This window comes from Streptomyces sp. NPDC029139 (genome assembly GCF_055564335.1).
This window is the reverse complement of sequence record NZ_JBVHWN010000007.1, coordinates 91254-107529: the sequence shown is the minus strand read 5'-3', so window position 1 is coordinate 107529 and position 16276 is coordinate 91254. Positions and strand designations below refer to the sequence as shown.

The following is a 16276-nucleotide window of genomic DNA, read 5'->3' as shown; positions in this document are numbered from 1 at the left end:
AGAGTCGGGAGGCACCCGGATGCTGCTCCAGGGAAAGACCGTGGTCGTGTCGGGTGTCGGCGCCGGTCTCGGCCACCGGGTCGCCGAGACGGTCGTGCGGGACGGGGGCAACGCGGTCCTCGGCGCCCGCACGGAGGCCAATCTCGCCAAGTCCGCGTCGGAGATCGACCCCGGCGGACGGCGCACCGCCCACCGGGTCACCGACATCACCGACGAGGCGCAGTGCGAGGCCCTGGCCGCGCTCGCGCTGGAACGGTTCGGCGCGATCGACGCGGTGGTCCACGTGGCCGCCTGGGACGGTTGCTTCGGCGGCATCGAGGACGCCGACTTCGCCACCTGGCAGGGCGTCCTGGACGTCAACCTGCTCGGCACGCTGCGGATGACCCGGGCCTGTCTGCCGGCGCTCAAGGAGCGGGGCGGTTCGGTGGTCCTCATCGGCACGCAGTCGGCCGTGGCCGCGCCCTCGCAGGTGCGCCAGGCGGCGTACGCGGCCTCGAAGGGCGCCCTGACGTCGGCGATGTACTCGATGGCGCGGGAGCTGGGGCCGCACAGGATCCGGGTCAACACCGTGCTGCCGGGCTGGATGTGGGGTCCGCCGGTCCAGGCGTACGTGCGGTTCACGGCGCACACCGACGGGGTGGCGGAGGACGAGGTGCTCGCGCGGCTCGCCGAGCGGATGGCGCTGCCGGAACTGGCGACGGACGGGGACGTGGCGGAGGCGGCGGCCTTCCTCGCCTCCGACCGGGCGCGGGCGATCACCGGGCAGTCGCTGCTCGTCAACGCGGGAGAGCTGATGCGGTAGCCCGGAGGGAGGGCCGGGGTCGGATCACGGGCCGTAAGGTGCGCGAGGGCGCGTCGTACGGCCCTTTTTGGGCCCCTTTGGATTCAGAAACGTGAACACAGGTCATCACGAAGAACGATTTTACCTGCTCTTGACCCTCCTCCGCGTTGTCGTGGCCCTGCAACTCACCACACCATGAACGGCGTTCACAAGGCGGACCGGATCCCCTGGAGGGGGCTCAATGAACAGTCTCGACTGGGCCGTGCTCATCGGCTATTTCGGCGTGATGGTCGCGATCGGCGTCTGGTCCCACAAGCGCGTGGACAACGTCTCCGACTTCTTCACCGCCGGCGGCAAGATGCCCTGGTGGCTCTCCGGCATCTCGCACCACATGTCGGGCTACAGCGCGGTGATGTTCACCGGGTACGCGGGCATCGCGTACACCTACGGCGTCACCTCCTACGTCACCTGGTCCTTCCCCATCGCGATCGGCATCGCCATCGGCGCCCACCTCTTCGCGCCCCGCCTCAACCGGCTCCGCTCGCGCCTCCACGTGGCCTCCCCGCTGGAGTACCTGAAGAACCGCTACAACCTCCCCACCCAGCAGGCCCTCGCCTGGTCCGGCGTCCTGCTGAAGATCGTCGACGTGGGCGCCAAGTGGGCCGCGATCGCCACCCTGCTCTCCGTCTTCACCGGGATCTCCCTCAACCAGGGCATCCTCATCACCGGCGTGATCACCGGCATCTACTGCACGGTCGGCGGACTGTGGGCCGACGCGCTCACCGAGCTGGGGCAGTTCATCATCCAGTTCTTCGCCGGCATCGCGATGCTCGTCGCCGTCATGGCGAAGCTCGGCGGCTTCAGCGCCCTGTGGACGGTCTGGGACCGCCCCGAGCTCCAGGGCCACACCGCGCCGACCGCCGGTCCGTACACGATGACGTTCCTGCTCGCGTACCTCTTCATCAAGACCTTCGAGTACAGCGGCGGCATGTGGAACCAGGCCCAGCGCTACATGGCCACCCCCAGCGCACGCGAGGCCACCCGCTCCGGCCGGCTCTCCGCCGTGCTGTGGTTCGTGTGGCCGCTGGTCCTCTTCTTCCCCATGTGGGTCGCGCCGCTGCTCGTCGACCCGAAGAAGCCCGACGCCTCCGACGCGTACGCCCTGATGACCGAACAGCTCCTCCCGCACGGGCTCCTGGGCCTGGTCATCGTCGGCTTCTTCTCGCACACGATGGCCATGTGCTCCTCCGACGCCAACGCCATCGCGGCCGTCTTCACCCGCGACATCGCGCCCGCCATGAGCAAGGCGGCGCGCACCTGGACGCAGCACGCCGGACTGATCGCGGCCCGCTGGTCCACGATCGCGTTCCTCGCCCTGTCGATGGCGGTCGCCACCCAGGTGAACTCCCCCGCCTTCAAGGACATCATCACCGTCGTCATCAAGTGGGTGGCCGGACTGATGGGCCCGATCGCGATCCCGTTCATGCTCGGTCTGCTGCGGAGCTTCCGTAAGTCCGGGCCGACGGCGGCCCTCGTCTCCTGGGCGGCCGGCCTGTTCGCCTTCTGGCTGACCAACTACGGCCTGGACGGCATCGAGCTGCAGATCCAGATCGTCTCGCCGCTCGCCACCTCGCTGATCCTGTACGTCCTCATCGGCTACATCCGGCCGGAGGACACCCCCGAGCGCGACGCCGTGCTCGACCAGCTCCACTCGGACAGCGGGGCCGCCGCCGTGCCCCCGCAGGGCTCGGGCGACCGCGCCGGTCAGCCCCTGGGGTAACGGGCGAGCCAGCCCGGGTGCGACTCCGAGGGGCTGTGCAGGGCGGCGCCCTGCGTCATCTCCATCGCGAAGTCGTCCGCGAGCTCGAGCACCGTGGAACGGCCCTCCAGCTCGGCCAGCCAGGCCGGCGGGAGGGCCGTCTCGCCGTGCAGGACGCCGAGCAGCGACCCGGTGATCGCCCCGGTCACGGCGGACGGGCCGTCGTGGTTGACCGCGAGGCGCAGCCCGTGCCGGATGTCCTCGCCGACCAGGGCGCAGTAGACGGCGGCCGCGAGCTGGCCCTCGGCCCGGTCCTCGTCCGCGCCCAGCGCGACGACCCGGGCGGCGTTCGGCATCCCCTGGCGTACGGCTCCCAGGGCCTGCTGGAGCGCGTCCGTGACGGGCTCGTGGCCGGGGCGGGGGGCGAGCTGGCCCAGCGCCCGCTGGACCGAGCCGTCCACGCTCTCGCCGCGCGCGAGCCCGTGGACGACGACGGCGAGCGCCCCCGCCGCGAGGTACGCGGCGGGGGCGCCGTGCGTCTGCGCCGCGCACTCCACGGCCAGCTGGCACACCAACTGCGGCTCCCAGCCGACGAGCAGCCCGAAGGGCGCCGAGCGGACCAGGGCGCCGGAGTCGGTCGCCTCCGGGTTCTTCGGCTTGTCGAGGGTGCCGAGGATCTCGTCGCCCAGTCCGATGAGGCAGGCGCGCGCCGGGTCGCGGCGGGCGTAGAGCCACTCCTCGCGGGCCAGCCAGCCGATGTCGGGGCGCCGCTCGTCGGGGCCCCAGTCGCGCTGGGTGGCCGCCCAGCGCAGATGGGCGCGGTGGACGTCGGTGGGCGGATGCCAGGCGCCGGTGTCGCGGCGGACCTGGGCGCGTATGAGCCCGTCGACGGTGAAGAGGGTCATCTGGGTGGCGGCGGTGACGGCGCCGCGTCTGCCGTGCGCGGGGACCGGCTCGGTGAGCCCCTCGGCCCCGTGCGCGGCTCTGATGCCCTCCAGGGAGAGCCGCGCGACGCCGGCGCCGAAGGCGTCGCCGACCGCCCCGCCGAGGAGGCAGCCCCGGACGCGCGCCCGGAAGTCCTGCTGCTCGGCGCGGCCCCACACGGCCGCGGCGATGGTGGACACGACGCGCCTCCCCCGGATAGCCCTCCGTACTCGGTCCCGCAGCACTGTAATCGACCGGGTACGCGCGTTCGGGAGCCGGAACGTTATGTGATCGGACGCCCCTCAGGCCGGTTTTGACCGCAGTTCACCGGGGTCTGCCGCGCGTGCGGACGACCCCGCGGACCGTGGCCACGGTGGCCGGCGCCGACGGGGTTCCGTACGGCGTCCGTCAGTCGCCCAGCACCGGCAGCAGCTCCGGCAGGTGCCCGTCCGAGGCCGTCGCGGTCCGGACCCGCTCCTCCGGGACCTCGCCGTACAGCGTCGTACGGGGGCGGGACGGCCTGCCCGCCGATTCCGCGATGGCGACGAGGTCCTTGATCGAGCGGTACGAGCCGTAACCGGAGCCCGCCATTCGCGAGATGGTCTCCTCCATCAGCGTGCCGCCGAGGTCGTTGGCGCCCGAGCGCAGCATCTCGGCGGCGCCCTCCGCGCCCAGCTTCACCCAGCTGGTCTGGATGTTGGGGATGTGCGGGTGGAGGAGGAGCCGGGCCATGGCGGTGACCGCGCGGTTGTCGCGGACGGTCGGGCCCGGGCGGGCGATGCCCGCGAGGTAGACGGGGGCGTTGGTGTGGATGAAGGGCAGCGTCACGAACTCGGTGAAGCCGCCCGTCTCCTGCTGGATCCGGGACAGCGTGCGGAAGTGGCCGAGCCAGTGGCGGGGCTGGTCGACATGCCCGTACATCATCGTGGACGAGGAGCGGATGCCCAGCTCGTGGGCGGTGGTGATCACCTCGATCCAGGTGGCCGTGGGCAGCTTGCCCTTGGTGAGCACCCAGCGGACCTCGTCGTCGAGGATCTCGGCCGCGGTGCCGGGGATCGAGTCGAGCCCGGCCTCCTTCGCCGCCGTCAGCCACTCGCGGATCGAGAGCCCGGTGCGGGTCGCGCCGTTGACGACCTCCATCGGGGAGAAGGCGTGCACGTGCATGCCCGGGACGCGCGCCTTCACGGCCCGCGCGATGTCGAAGTACGCGGTTCCCGGCAGGTCCGGGTGGATGCCGCCCTGCATGCACACCTCGACCGCGCCGACGTCCCACGCCTGCTGGGCGCGGTCGGCGACCTGGTCGAGGGAGAGGGTGTACGCGTCGGCGTCGGTGCGGCGCTGGGCGAAGGCGCAGAACCGGCAGCCGGTGTAGCAGACGTTGGTGAAGTTGATGTTCCGCGTGACGATGTACGTGACGTCGTCGCCCGACACCGCCCGGCGGACGTCGTCCGCGATACGGGTGAGCGCGTCGAGCGCCGGGCCGTCCGCGTGGAGCAGGGCCAGGGCCTGGTCGTCCGTGAGCCGCGTCGGGTCGTCGGCGGCGACGGCGAGCGCTTCGCGGACATCGGTGTCGATGCGCTGCGGAACCATGCCGGGGGCGGCGGCCTCGCGCAGCGACTCCCAGTCGCCGTACACCTCGTCGAAGTCGTCGCGGCGGTCGTGGGTGCGGCCGGTGGTGTCGATGGTGCGGTGCAGGTCGGTGCGGCCGGCCGCGGCGAACGCCTCGTCCGGCTCCTGCCAGGGCAGACCGCGCACCGGCGCGTCCGGGTTCGCCAGGCCCGTCTCCGGGTCGGCGAGCGCGCGGACGTGCGGCAGCAGGCGCGGGTCGAGCCAGGGCTCGCCCCGGCCGACGAACTCGGGGTACACGCAGAGGCGTTCGCGCAGCTCGAAGCCGACGGCGCGGGACTTCTCGGCGAGGGTGTCGATCTGCGGCCAGGGCCGCTCGGGGTTCACATGGTCGATGGTGAGCGGCGATACCCCGCCCCAGTCGTCGATGCCGGCGCCGATCAGCCGTCCGTACTCCTCGTCGACGAGGTTGGGCGGGGCCTGGAGGCAGGCGCTCGGGCCCATGATGTGCCGGGCGACGGCGATGGTGGCGACCAGGTCGTCGAGTTCCGTGTCCGGCATGCCGCGCATCGCCGTGTCCGGCTTGGCGCGGAAGTTCTGGATGATCAGCTCCTGGATGGAGTGGTAGGCGCGGGAGACCTTGCGCAGGGCGAAGAGGGACTCGGCCCGCTCCTCGTACGTCTCGCCGATCCCGATGAGGAGGCCGGAGGTGAAGGGGACGGAGGAGCGCCCTGCGTCCTCCAGGACCCGCAGCCGCACGGCGGGGTCCTTGTCCGGGGAGCCGTAGTGCGGCCCGCCGGGCTCGGACCACAGCCGGGTCGCGGTCGTCTCCAGCATCATGCCCATGGACGGGGCGACGGGCTTGAGCCGCTGGAAGTCGGTCCAGGACAGCACACCGGGGTTGAGGTGGGGCAGGAGCCCGGTCTCCTCGAGGATGCGGATCGCCATGGCCCGTACGTACGCGAGGGTGTCGTCGTACCCGTGCGCGTCGAGCCACTCGCGCGCCTCGGGCCAGCGGTCCTCGGGCTTGTCGCCGAGCGTGATCAGGGCTTCCTTGCAGCCCAGTTCGGCGCCGCGGCGGGCGATGTCGAGGACCTCGTCGGGGGACATGAACATCCCGTGGCCGGCCCGGCGCAGCTTGCCGGGCACGGTGACGAAGGTGCAGTAGTGGCAGACGTCCCGGCACAGCCTGGTGAGCGGGATGAACACGCTCTTCGAGTACGTGATGACGCCGGGCCGCCCGGCGGCCGCCAGGCCCGCGTCCCGCACGCGCCCGGCGGAGGCGGCGAGGTCGTCCAGGTCGGCGCCCCGCGCCTGGAGCAGCACGGCGGCCTCGGAGACATCGAGCGCGACGCCGTCCCTGGCCCGCTTGAGGGCGCGGCGCATGGCGTTCTCGGTGGGCCGTCCGGTGGGCTGTCCGGTGGGCCGTTCCGCCTGGTGATCCGTCATGGACCGAGCATACGAGCGGCCCGCGGCATTGAGTACGCGTACTCGGTCCCGCCATCCGCGGCTTCCCGGAACGACGTCTCGCCGGGCGATGGGCGGCGGCTTCCACGACATCGTCGTGCGTCACGGCGGCCGGCTCGTCGGGCACGGTGAGGGCGGCAGCATCCCCACGGACGAGGACTTCGGCGGCACCGTCTTGTGGCCCGCCCGACGAGGAGGCGGAGCCCCTCGCCGGGGCGACATGACGGGTGGGGCCGGTTCAGAGGTACCGCGCGTAGTCGTCCAGGACGCCCAGCACCTCCGCCTCGTCCCCCGGCGGCAGCTGCAGCACGACCTCCTCGCAGCCCAGCTCGGCGTAGTGCGCCAGCTTGCCGGGGTTCGGGAGGACCGCGTACGGGACGACCTGGAGGGTCTTCGGGTCGCGGCCGGCCTGCTCCCAGGTCTCCTGGAGCACCGGCATCGACTGCGACAGGCCACGTCCTCCGATCGGCATCCAGCCGTCCGCGTACTCCGCGATGTGCGCGAAGAGCTTCGGGCCCGCCGCCCCGCCGAGCAGCGTGCGCGGGGCGCCGCCGGCCGGCTTGGGCCAGGCGTACGAGGCGCGCACCGAGACCCCGAACTTCCCCTCGTACGCCGTCGGCTCGGGCGCCCACAGGGCCCGCATCAACGCCGTCCGCTCGCGGCTCAGCTCCCGCCGCGTCGCCCACTCCACCCCGTGGTCGGCGGCCTCCTCCTTGTTCCAGCCGAAACCGACGCCGAGGGTGAAGCGCCCGCCCGAGAGGTGGTCGAGCGTCGCGATCTGCTTGGCGAGTGCGATCGGATCGTGCTGGGTGACCAGCGTGATGCCCGTGCCGAGCGCGAGCCGCTCCGTGACGGCGGCGGCCTGGCCGAGGGCGACGAAGGGATCGAGCGTCCGGCCGTACTCCGGGGGCAGTTCGGCGCCCGCCGCCGGGTAGGGGGTCGTCCGCTCGACGGGGATGTGGGTGTGCTCCGGGAGGTAGAGGCCGGCGAAGCCGCGCTGCTCCAGCTCGCGGGCGAGCCGCACGGGCGTGATGGTCTCGTCGGTCAGGAAGATCGTGGTCGAGATCCGCATAGCGGCACGGTAGGCGGTGGAACGGGGATTTCCGAGAGGTTCGACGCGTCAGGCTTCTTGCGTTGTCGGGAAGTTCACGGCTTTCTATGAGGGTGCCGGACATGAGCGAACCGACCAGACGCACGCTCCTCGTGACCTCGGCCGCCTCCGCCGTCACCTGGGCGGGTGTGAGCTTCGCCGAGGCGGACGCCCGCGGCGGCGACCGTACGGAGACGGTCGGCGGCACGCTGCCGCCCGGCTCCCCCGACTTCGTGTACCTGCCTGTCGAGATACCCCGCGGCGTGCGCGAGATCCATGTCTCCTACGCGTACGACAGACCGGCCGTGCCCGCCGGCACACAGGGCAACGCCCTGGACATCGGCATCTTCGACCAGCGCGGCACCGAGCTGGGCGGCAAGGGCTTCCGGGGCTGGTCGGGCGGGGCGCGCCGGGAGTTCTTCCTGCGCGCCGACGCGGCGACCCCCGGCTATGTCGCGGGTCCGCTGCCGCCGCTGCCGGGTGCGCCGGCGGCCTTCACGAACCCGGTGTTCCTCGACGGGGAGGGGTGACTCAGCCCTGGTACTCGCTGAGGTCGATGGCGTGCACGCGCAGCGGGACGCCGAAGACCGGGTGGTTCGTGTCGCGCTCCGGGGTCATGCCGAGCTTGCGCAGGACGTTCTCGGAGGCCGTGTCGGAGATGTGGGCGATGGCGATCACCCGGTCGAGGCCCCGGTCCTGGAGCGCGAACTCCAGGGCGGCGTGCGCGGCCTCGGAGGCGTACCCCTGACCCCAGAAGGGCCGCCCGAGCCGCCAGCCGATCTCGACCTCCGACGCCGCCTCGGGCAGGTGCTCCGGCACGGAGAGACCGGCGAAGCCGATCAGCTCACCGGACCCGAGCAGCTCGACGGCGAAGCGCCCGAAACCCTCCTCGTCCCACTCCTCCTCCCACCGCTCGATGTCCTCGGCGGTCTGTTCCAGGTCCCGCACGGATCCGTCGCCGATCCAGCGCATCACCTCGGGGTCGGCGTTGATCTCGGCCATGGGGACGAGGTCGTCGTCGGTCCAGCGGCGGAGGAGAAGGCGGGGGGTGTGGATCTCGGTCATGACTCCATCGTCCCTCACCACGCCCGTCCGCCCGCCCCCCGGTCAGGGGGACGGCCAGGCGCTCGCCACGACGACAGGCACATGTCAGGCTGAGCCCGTGCCGGTGACCGAACAGGAGACGTACCGCCGGGGCCGTGCCCTGCTGGTCACCGATCCGCGCGCCGGAGTCGCCGCCCTGCACGAGGCGCTGCACGACTGGCGGGGCGCGCCCGTCGAGCTGCTGCCCGACCTGCTGCGGCTGCTGGACCTGCCAGAGCTGCGGGCCGACGTCCTGGACGCCGTTTCGACGGCGAGGCTGTCGGCCGAGGCGTGCCGGGTGCACGCCGGGCTGCTCGCGGCGGCAGGTCATCCGCCGGGGCCCGTGCGGTACGGGCGTCGCCGCCGGATCGGGCCGGTCCACTCCCCCGAGTCCGCCACCGCGCTGCTCGCCGCGCGGCCGGTCGGCCTCACCCGGCTGGGACCCGCCCCCGAGATCTTCGGGGCCCTGCTCGACGCCGGGCCGCTGACCTTCCGGCAGGCCGCCCAGCTCTACAACCTGACGTTCCGGTGGCCGAACGCCACCCAGGCCCGGTGCGCGCCCCTCTGGTTCCGCCACGCGGGGCCCTCCTCACTCCCCCGGCTGCTCGCGCTGCTCACGCGGCGGCTCCACGACCAGGCGGTCGGTGAGGACTTCCTCGACGCGCTCGCCGCCCTCGGCCCGCACGCCCGGCCAGCGCTCCCGGCCGTGCTGAGGATCGTCGACCGCCCCGACCGAATCCCGTCCAACGACCCCACTCGGTACGGCGAGACGCTGATCGACGAGACCCTGCTCGCGGCCGCGCTCCGGGCCCGGGACGCGATCACCGGGGAGACGTGTTCCCTCAAGATCCTTGACCTCGACCAAGGTTGAGGTACGAGGCTCGTCCCATGAACACCGACACCGCTGACACCGCCGCCATCACCCGTCTCTTCGACCGCTACCTCCGCTCCCTCGACGACGGCGGGCCGCTCGACGCGGCCTGGGCGGCCTCCTTCTTCACCGAGGACGCCTCCGCCTCCACCCCCGCGGGCGACGTCCACGGGCGGGACGCCGTGACGGCCACCGTGCGCGGAGCCATGGGGCTCTTCGACCGGACCCTGCACATCGGCTCGGACTACCTGATCGACGTGGACGGCGACCGCGCCACGCTGTTCGGCAACCAGCTCTCCACGCACGTCCTCGCGGGCGACGGCGGGCTGTTCGTCTCCGGCGGGCGTACGGAGAACGAGCTCGTCCGCACCGCCGGAGGCTGGCGGCTGTCCCGGGCCGATCTGCGCATCGTCTGGACGCGGGGAAATCCGCCTGTGCTTCCGTAGCCCGCCTGCTTGGATGGCGGACATGCTGAAGCGCCTCGAGACGTACTACGACGCCGTGCCCCGATCCGCCGCCCACGCCGAGGAGTTCGGGCCGCTGACCCTGTTCGTACGAGAAGGGGACGGCTGGCCGTACTACGCGCGGCCCGCGCTCGGGCACTCCGGGGAGATCTCCCTCGTCGACGTGGTCCGCGTCCGGGGACGGCAGCGGGAGCTGGGGGTGCCCGAGGCCTTCGAGTGGGTGGCGGAGACGACGCCCGGGCTGCGGGCCGCCGTGGAGAAGAGCGGGCTCGTGGTGCACGAGCACCCGCTGATGGTCCTCGACGGCGCGGGCGAGGCCATCACGGTGCCCGAGGACGTCACCGTACGGATCGTGGACGCGGGCGATCCCGCTCTGCCGTCGGCCGCGGCCGTTCCGTACGCCGCCTTCGGCGTCCCGGCCTCGCCCGAGGCCGTCCCGCAGCTCACGGCCCGGCTCGAGGCGGGCCTCACCCGCCTCGCCGCCGCCGTGGACGCCTCCGGCACCGCCCTGTCCGCCGGGCAGCACCAGCCGGTCGGGACCGTCACGGAGGTCGTGGCCGTCGGCACCCTGCCGGACGCCCGCCGCCGCGGCCTGGGCCTCGCGGTCACCGCCGCGCTGGTCGCCGACGCCCGTGCCCGGGGCGTGGAGACCGTCTTCCTGTCGGCCACCGACGAGTCCGTGGCCCGCCTCTACGCGCGGCTCGGCTTCCGCACGATCGGCACCGCACTGATCGCGGAACCGGCCTCCTGAGGATCCCGCGGGACCACCGGAGGCGGCGGACCTCTGCCGTGCGGCTTCCGCACCGCCCGCCCGCCCGTCACCAAGCGCCCGCCAGGGGCCCGATCGCACGCCGGCGGCTGCCTCCCGCACCGCCCGCCAGGGGCCTCCGCGGCACCCACGACACGTTCGCTCGTTGGAGCGGGCATGAAGAAGATCCTCACCGCAGCCCTCACCGGACTCGCCGTGGTCGGGAGCATCGGCGCCGCCGGTTCCGCCGTCGCGGACGCCGCCGACCTCGGCAACGCCCACCTCCCCTCCGTCGTACCGCTGAGCGGCGTCCTGAACCCCGAGGGGAAGCCGGTCGACGCGGCCGCCGCCGTGCCGGCCGCCGACGCGGCCGCCGGGCTCCTGCCCGGGCACTGAGGGCGGGGCCCACGAAAACGCCGAGGTGGCGGGACCTTTCCGGTCCCGCCACCTCGGCGTCTGTGACTCAGGGGGTCGTACGGTCGTCGGTCAGTCCGCGACGACCAGCGACGGCGTCTCCTTGGTGAGCACCTCGCCCCGGAAGAACGCGGGGCTCCTGCGCTGCATCACCAACATGATCACCAGGCCGACCAGCAGCAGTCCGACACCGATCACGAAGACCGAGCCGACGCCGAGGACGGACGAGCCGCTGCCGTAGGCCGGGTCCCACATGTCGTACAGCGTCTTGCCGAAGACGGCGGTGAGCATGAGGCCGCCGAGGACCGGGCACAGACCCTTGTAGACGAAGTCCCGGCCGGAGCGGAAGAGCTCCTTGCGGAAGTACCAGGCGCAGGCGAAGGCGGTCAGCGAGTAGTAGAAGCAGATCATCAGGCCGAGCGCGTAGATCGTGTCGACCAGGACGTTCTCGCTGACCAGCGTCATGACCGTGTAGAAGACGCCGGTGGCGACACCCGCGATGATCGTGGCCTTGCCCGGGACCTTGAAGCGCGGGTGGACCTTGGCGAAGGAGGCGGGGAGCGCCTCGTACGCCGACATGGCGAGCACGGTGCGGGCGACCGGGATGAACGTCGTCTGGAGGCTGGCCGCGGCCGAGGCGAGGACGGCGATGAAGAGCAGGACGCCGAGGGCGGGGCCCATGACCGGTCCGGCGAGGGCGGCGAAGACGTTGTCGGAGGTCTCCGGGTTGGCGAGGCCGAGGCCGGTGTCGCCGGAGCCGACGGCCATCTGCGCGGCGACGCCGGTGGCGAGGTAGGAGCCGACCAGGACGACCATCGCGATGAGCGCGGCGCGGCCGGGGGTCTTGGTGCTGCCCGTGGTCTCCTCGTTGGTCGCCATGCAGGCGTCCCAGCCCCAGTACATGAAGATCGAGAGGGACAGGCCGGCGGTGAAGGCGGCGAAGGACTGGACGGCGAACGGGTTCATCCAGGACCAGGAGAAGGAGAGCCCGGTGTCGAAGGCACCGCTGCCGGCCTTCTGGAAGGCCATGGCGACGAAGAGCGCGAGGACGACGAGCTGCAGGCCGACGAGGGCGTACTGCACACCCTTGGTGGCGGTCATGCCGCGGTAGCTGATCGCGGTGGCGATGGCGATGAGCACCAGGCAGGTGAGGATGTGGACGGCCTTGTTGTCGTCCAGGGCCGCGACGGACTCACTGCCGGTGACCTCACCGGCGAGCAGCCAGAAGTAGGACGTCGCGACGCCGGCCAGGTTCGAGAGCACGATGATCGTCGCGATGACGAGGCCCCAGCCGCACATCCAGCCGATCTTGGGGCCGAAGGCCTTCACGGTCCAGGTGAAGGAGGTGCCGCAGTCGGGCATGGCCCGGTTGAGCTCTCGGTACGCGAAGGCGACGAGCAGCATCGGGAGGAAGCCCGCGAGGAAGATCGCGGGCATCTGGAGTCCGACCTCGCCGGCCGTGGAGCCGAGCGTGGAGGTCAGACAGTAGACGGGGGCGACGGTCGAGATGCCGATGACGGCACTGCCCATCAGCCCGACGGAGTTCCCGCCGAGTCCCTTGCTGCGTACACCCTGCGTGCCGTCCGGGGCGTTGACGCCCCTTACCGTGTCTCCGGCCTGGGGCCGTGCTTCCACCTGAGTCATGAACAGGACGTTAAGTGCTGCGGTTTCCACATCCGGAAGATCAGCCTCCGGGACGTTCACCGATCTTCGCCTTGCATTGAGAGGCCGTAACGCCCCTCTCGGCATTGATTGAAAGATCGACCACCGGTCGGAACCGACCGATTGGTAGGCGTCTCAGAAGCCGTCCGCTATGCGGGAATCGCAGCACTGCCCTGAATGTCCGTTTCCAAATTTTCCCGTGCCATTTTTCGGAGCCGTGCGGGCAGGGGCCCGCCGGGCCGTGCGCGGGGGGTCAGCCTGGCCACACCACCGCCTGCGTCTCGCTGTACGCATGCAGGGCGTAGGAGCCCACGTCCCGCCCGACACCGCTCTTCTTGAACCCGCCGAACGGCGCCTCCATGTTCCGTCCGACGGTGTTCACCCCGACGCCACCGGCCCGCAGCCGGGACGCGATACGGAATGCGCGGGCCACGTCGCCGGACCAGACGTAGTCGAGGAGCCCGTAGTCGCTGTCGTTCGCCAGCGCGACCCCCTCCTCCTCCTCGTCGAAGGGGACGACCACGACGACCGGGCCGAAGATCTCCTCCCGGACCACCCGCATGTCGTTGGTGCAGTCCGCGAGCAGGGTCGGCGCCACGTAGAAGCCGCGTCCGTCGCCCACGTACGGCCGCTCGCCGCCCGCGACGACCCGGGCGCCCTCCTTCCGCCCGAGGGCGATGTACGACTCCACCCGGTCGCGGTGGGCCGCCGAGATCACCGGCCCGACCACCGTGCCCCGTGCCGTCGGGTCCCCCACCTTCATGAAGGCCAGACAGCCGGCCAGCTTCTCGACCAGCCGCTCGTAGATCCCGCGCTGGGCGAGCACCCGGGTCGGGGCCGTACAGATCTGTCCGCTGTAGAAGGCGAAGGTGGTGGCGATCCCCGCCACCGCCGAGTCCAGGTCGGCGTCGTCGAAGACCAGCGCGGCGCCCTTGCCGCCCAGCTCCATCAGCTGCCGCTTCAGCTCCCGCCCGCAGACCTCGCCGATGCGCTGCCCGACGGCCGTCGAGCCGGTGAAGGAGACCATGTCGACGTCCGGGGAATCGACGGCCGCCTCGCCGACGGCGGTGCTCGTGCCGGTGACGACGTTGACGACTCCCGGCGGCACCCCCGCCTCCGCCAGGGCGCGGGCCATCGCGTACACGGAGAGCGGGTCCTGCGGCGCGGGCTTCACCACCACCGTGTTGCCCATCGCCAGCGCCGGGGCGATCTTGCCGGCCGGGTTGGCCCAGGGATTGTTGTACGAGGTGATGCAGGTGACCACGCCGACCGGGCGGCGTACCGCCACCGCGCCGAAGACCCCCGCCCTGCCCATCGGCCCGGCCTCGTTGATCTGTGGAGGCAGCGCCTGCTCGACCGGCTCCAGGGCCCCGCGCGCGTACCGGCGGAAGCGGGCGGCGCCGACGGCGACCTGCATCCCGCGCGCGGTGCCGGTCGTCGCCCCGGTCTCCGCCTGGGCGAGGGCCGTGTTCGCGTCGGCGTCGCGGGCCATCAGGTCCGCGGCCCGGTCGAGGACGGCGGCGCGCTCCTCTGGTGTCGTACGGGACCAGGTCGCGAAGGCCGCCCGGGCGGCGCCCGCCGCGTCGTACACCTGCCGGCGGGAAGCCTCGGGCGCGAGGCCGACGACCCCTTCGGTGGCCGGATTGACCACCTCGTAGTGGCCGCCCTCGGGCGCGACCCATTCGCCGCCGATGAAGAGGTCCTGGCTCACCGGGTGGCCACCGTCCTCGTGTCGCGGCCCGAGCGCAGCACCCGGCCGGGGATCGCCCCGGTCACCTCGTCGTCGCGGATGGTCTCCACGCCGTTGACGCGGACCGACACGACTCCGATCGCCCGTGAGTCGAGCCGGGGGCTGTCGCCGGGCAGGTCGTGCACCAGGGTCGCCGGGCCCGCGTCGATCCGCTCGGGGTCGAAGAGGACGAGATCGGCGTGGAAGCCCTCCGCGATCCGCCCCCGCTCGCGGAGCCCGAACAGCCGGGCCGGGTCGTCGGTGAGCATCCGTACCGCCCGCTCGAGGGGGAGGAGCTTCCGGCCGCGCAGACAGTCGCCGAGGAAGCGTGTGGTGTACGGGGCGCCGCACATGCGGTCCAGGTGCGCGCCGGCGTCCGAGCCGCCCAGCATCACGTCCTCGTGCTCCCAGGTCTCGCGGCGCAGCGCCCAGGAGGCCGGGTCGTTGTCGGTGGGCATGGGCCACAGCACGGTCCGCAGCTCGTCGTTGGCGCAGATCTCGACGAGGCACTGGAAGGGGTCCTGCCCGCGCTGGACGGCGATGTCGCGGACCACCCGTCCGGTGAGCCCCCGGTTCTCCTCGGAGTACGTGTCGCCGATGACGTACCGGCCGAAGTCCGCCAGGCGGCGGAAGACGCCGGCCTCCTTGGAGTCGGCGCGGCGCAGCATCTCGGCGCGGGTGGCGGGGTCGCGCAGCCGCGCGATCCGCTCGGGGACGGGAAGGCCCAGGATCTCGCCCCAGCCGGGGATGAGGTTGAGGGCGCAGAAGGTGCCGAGCGACATGTTCATGGGGGTGAGGATCGGCATGGTGAGGGCGACGATCCGGCCGCCGGACTTGCGGGCGCGTTCGGAGGCGAGGAGCTGGCGCGGGACGCGCTCGGGGACGGTGGCGTCGATGGTGAGGACGTTCCAGTTCAGGGGCCTTCCGGCGACCGCCGTCATGTCGACGAAGAGGTCGATCTCCTCGTCGGAGAACTGGTCGAGGCAGCCGGCGAGGATCGCTTCGAGCTGGGTGCCCTCATGTTCGCCGACGGCCCGGGAGAGGGCGATCAGCTCGGCGGGGGTGGCGTGCCGGGAGGCGACGGAGGCGCCGTCGCCGTCGGAGTGGGTGGAGGACTGGGTGGTGGACAGGCCCCAGGCGCCCGCGTCCATCGCGTCGTGGAGCAGCGCGACCATGCGGGACAGCTGCTTCTCGGTGGGCTGCCCGCCGACGGCGTCGGTCCCCATCACGTACCGGCGCAGGGCGCAGTGGCCGACCATGAAGCCGGCGTTGACGGCGATGCGTCCTTCGAGGGCGTCGAGGTACTCGCCGAAGGAGGACCAGCTCCAGTCGACGCCCTCCTCCAGGGCCGTGAGGGCCATGCCCTCGACCTTGGACATCATGCGGCGGGTGTAGTCGGCGTCCTCGGGCCGGTCCGGGTGGAGGGGCGCGAGGGTGAAGCCGCAGTTCCCGCCGGCGACGGTGGTGACGCCGTGGTTCATGGAGGGGGTGGCGAAGGGGTCCCAGAAGAGCTGGGCGTCGTAGTGGGTGTGGGGGTCGACGAAGCCGGGGGTGAGGACGAGACCGGTGGCGTCCTCGGTAATCCTGGCGGCCGCGCCGGGCTCGGCGAGGACGATCCGCCCGTCGCGTATGCCGATGTCGGCGACGCGAGCGGGGGCGCCGGTCCCGTCGACGACGGTGGCGCCCTTGATCAGGTGGTCGAGCATGGGTTCCCTTCC

At 72.3% G+C, this 16276-nt stretch carries 13 protein-coding genes and 1 pseudogene; 7 read left to right on the top strand and 7 right to left on the bottom strand.

Annotated elements, in window-relative coordinates; genetic code table 11:
* Positions 1–19 precede the first annotated feature (19 nt).
* The gene (locus ACZ4VW_RS18085; protein ID WP_467963401.1) at positions 20–802 is read left to right on the top strand and encodes an SDR family oxidoreductase; all 783 of its coding nucleotides are present in this window, start codon (positions 20–22) and stop codon (positions 800–802) included.
* Positions 803–1022: 220 nt separating this feature from the next.
* Positions 1023–2561 carry a sodium:solute symporter family protein gene (locus ACZ4VW_RS18080; protein ID WP_467963399.1) on the top strand — a complete coding sequence of 513 codons (1539 nt, stop codon included), beginning with the start codon at positions 1023–1025 and terminating at the stop codon, positions 2559–2561.
* On the opposite strand, the gene ACZ4VW_RS18075 is transcribed toward ACZ4VW_RS18080, so the two are convergent.
* The 3 genes from ACZ4VW_RS18075 to ACZ4VW_RS18065 all read right to left on the bottom strand — a co-directional run bounded on the left by ACZ4VW_RS18075 (position 2546) and on the right by ACZ4VW_RS18065 (position 7569).
* The gene (locus ACZ4VW_RS18075) at positions 2546–3664 is read right to left on the bottom strand and encodes an ADP-ribosylglycohydrolase family protein (RefSeq protein ID WP_467963397.1); all 1119 of its coding nucleotides are present in this window, start codon (positions 3662–3664) and stop codon (positions 2546–2548) included. The two genes, ACZ4VW_RS18080 and ACZ4VW_RS18075, sit on opposite strands and share 16 nt — an antisense overlap.
* Before the next feature lie 208 nt (positions 3665–3872).
* Complete coding sequence (locus ACZ4VW_RS18070; RefSeq protein WP_467963395.1) at positions 3873–6479, bottom strand: bifunctional FO biosynthesis protein CofGH; 2607 nt, start codon at positions 6477–6479, stop codon at positions 3873–3875.
* Positions 6480–6735: 256 nt separating this feature from the next.
* Positions 6736–7569: an LLM class F420-dependent oxidoreductase gene (locus ACZ4VW_RS18065; protein ID WP_467963393.1), complete on the bottom strand. Its 834-nt coding sequence runs from the start codon at positions 7567–7569 to the stop codon at positions 6736–6738.
* A gap of 86 nt (positions 7570–7655) precedes the next feature.
* On the opposite strand from ACZ4VW_RS18065, the pseudogene ACZ4VW_RS18060 reads away from it, so the two are divergent.
* A pseudogene (locus tag ACZ4VW_RS18060) lies at positions 7656–8054 on the top strand (CehA/McbA family metallohydrolase); the annotation flags it as partial.
* A 64-nt stretch (positions 8055–8118) separates the two neighbouring features.
* On the opposite strand, the gene ACZ4VW_RS18055 reads toward ACZ4VW_RS18060, so the two are convergent.
* The gene (locus ACZ4VW_RS18055) at positions 8119–8652 is read right to left on the bottom strand and encodes a GNAT family N-acetyltransferase (RefSeq protein WP_467963391.1); all 534 of its coding nucleotides are present in this window, start codon (positions 8650–8652) and stop codon (positions 8119–8121) included.
* Between the two features lie 97 nt (positions 8653–8749).
* Here ACZ4VW_RS18055 and ACZ4VW_RS18050 point away from each other — a divergent pair, with 97 nt between their 5' ends.
* The 4 genes from ACZ4VW_RS18050 to ACZ4VW_RS18035 all read left to right on the top strand — a co-directional run bounded on the left by ACZ4VW_RS18050 (position 8750) and on the right by ACZ4VW_RS18035 (position 11149).
* Positions 8750–9541, top strand: a complete 792-nt coding sequence (locus ACZ4VW_RS18050; RefSeq protein WP_467963389.1) for a hypothetical protein — start codon at positions 8750–8752, stop codon at positions 9539–9541.
* 17 nt (positions 9542–9558) lie between these two features.
* A complete protein-coding gene (locus ACZ4VW_RS18045) occupies positions 9559–9987 on the top strand; it encodes a nuclear transport factor 2 family protein (RefSeq protein WP_467963387.1) in 429 nt (142 codons plus the stop codon).
* 22 nt (positions 9988–10009) lie between these two features.
* Positions 10010–10756, top strand: a complete 747-nt coding sequence (locus ACZ4VW_RS18040) for a GNAT family N-acetyltransferase (RefSeq protein ID WP_467963385.1) — start codon at positions 10010–10012, stop codon at positions 10754–10756.
* Positions 10757–10930: 174 nt separating this feature from the next.
* Positions 10931–11149: a hypothetical protein gene (locus ACZ4VW_RS18035; protein ID WP_467963383.1), complete on the top strand. Its 219-nt coding sequence runs from the start codon at positions 10931–10933 to the stop codon at positions 11147–11149.
* Positions 11150–11239: 90 nt separating this feature from the next.
* Here ACZ4VW_RS18035 and ACZ4VW_RS18030 read toward each other — a convergent pair whose 3' ends face one another.
* The 3 genes from ACZ4VW_RS18030 to ACZ4VW_RS18020 form a co-directional block, all read right to left on the bottom strand.
* Positions 11240–12811, bottom strand: coding sequence for an APC family permease (locus ACZ4VW_RS18030; protein ID WP_467963381.1), 1572 nt, complete (start codon positions 12809–12811; stop codon positions 11240–11242).
* 271 nt (positions 12812–13082) lie between these two features.
* Positions 13083–14540 carry an aldehyde dehydrogenase family protein gene (locus ACZ4VW_RS18025; RefSeq protein WP_467963379.1) on the bottom strand — a complete coding sequence of 486 codons (1458 nt, stop codon included), beginning with the start codon at positions 14538–14540 and terminating at the stop codon, positions 13083–13085.
* Positions 14537–16264 (bottom strand): N-acyl-D-amino-acid deacylase family protein, encoded by a 1728-nt coding sequence (locus tag ACZ4VW_RS18020; RefSeq protein WP_467963377.1) that lies wholly within the window; start codon positions 16262–16264, stop codon positions 14537–14539. Before ACZ4VW_RS18020 ends, ACZ4VW_RS18025 begins: the two co-directional genes overlap by 4 nt.
* Positions 16265–16276: the final 12 nt, after the last annotated feature.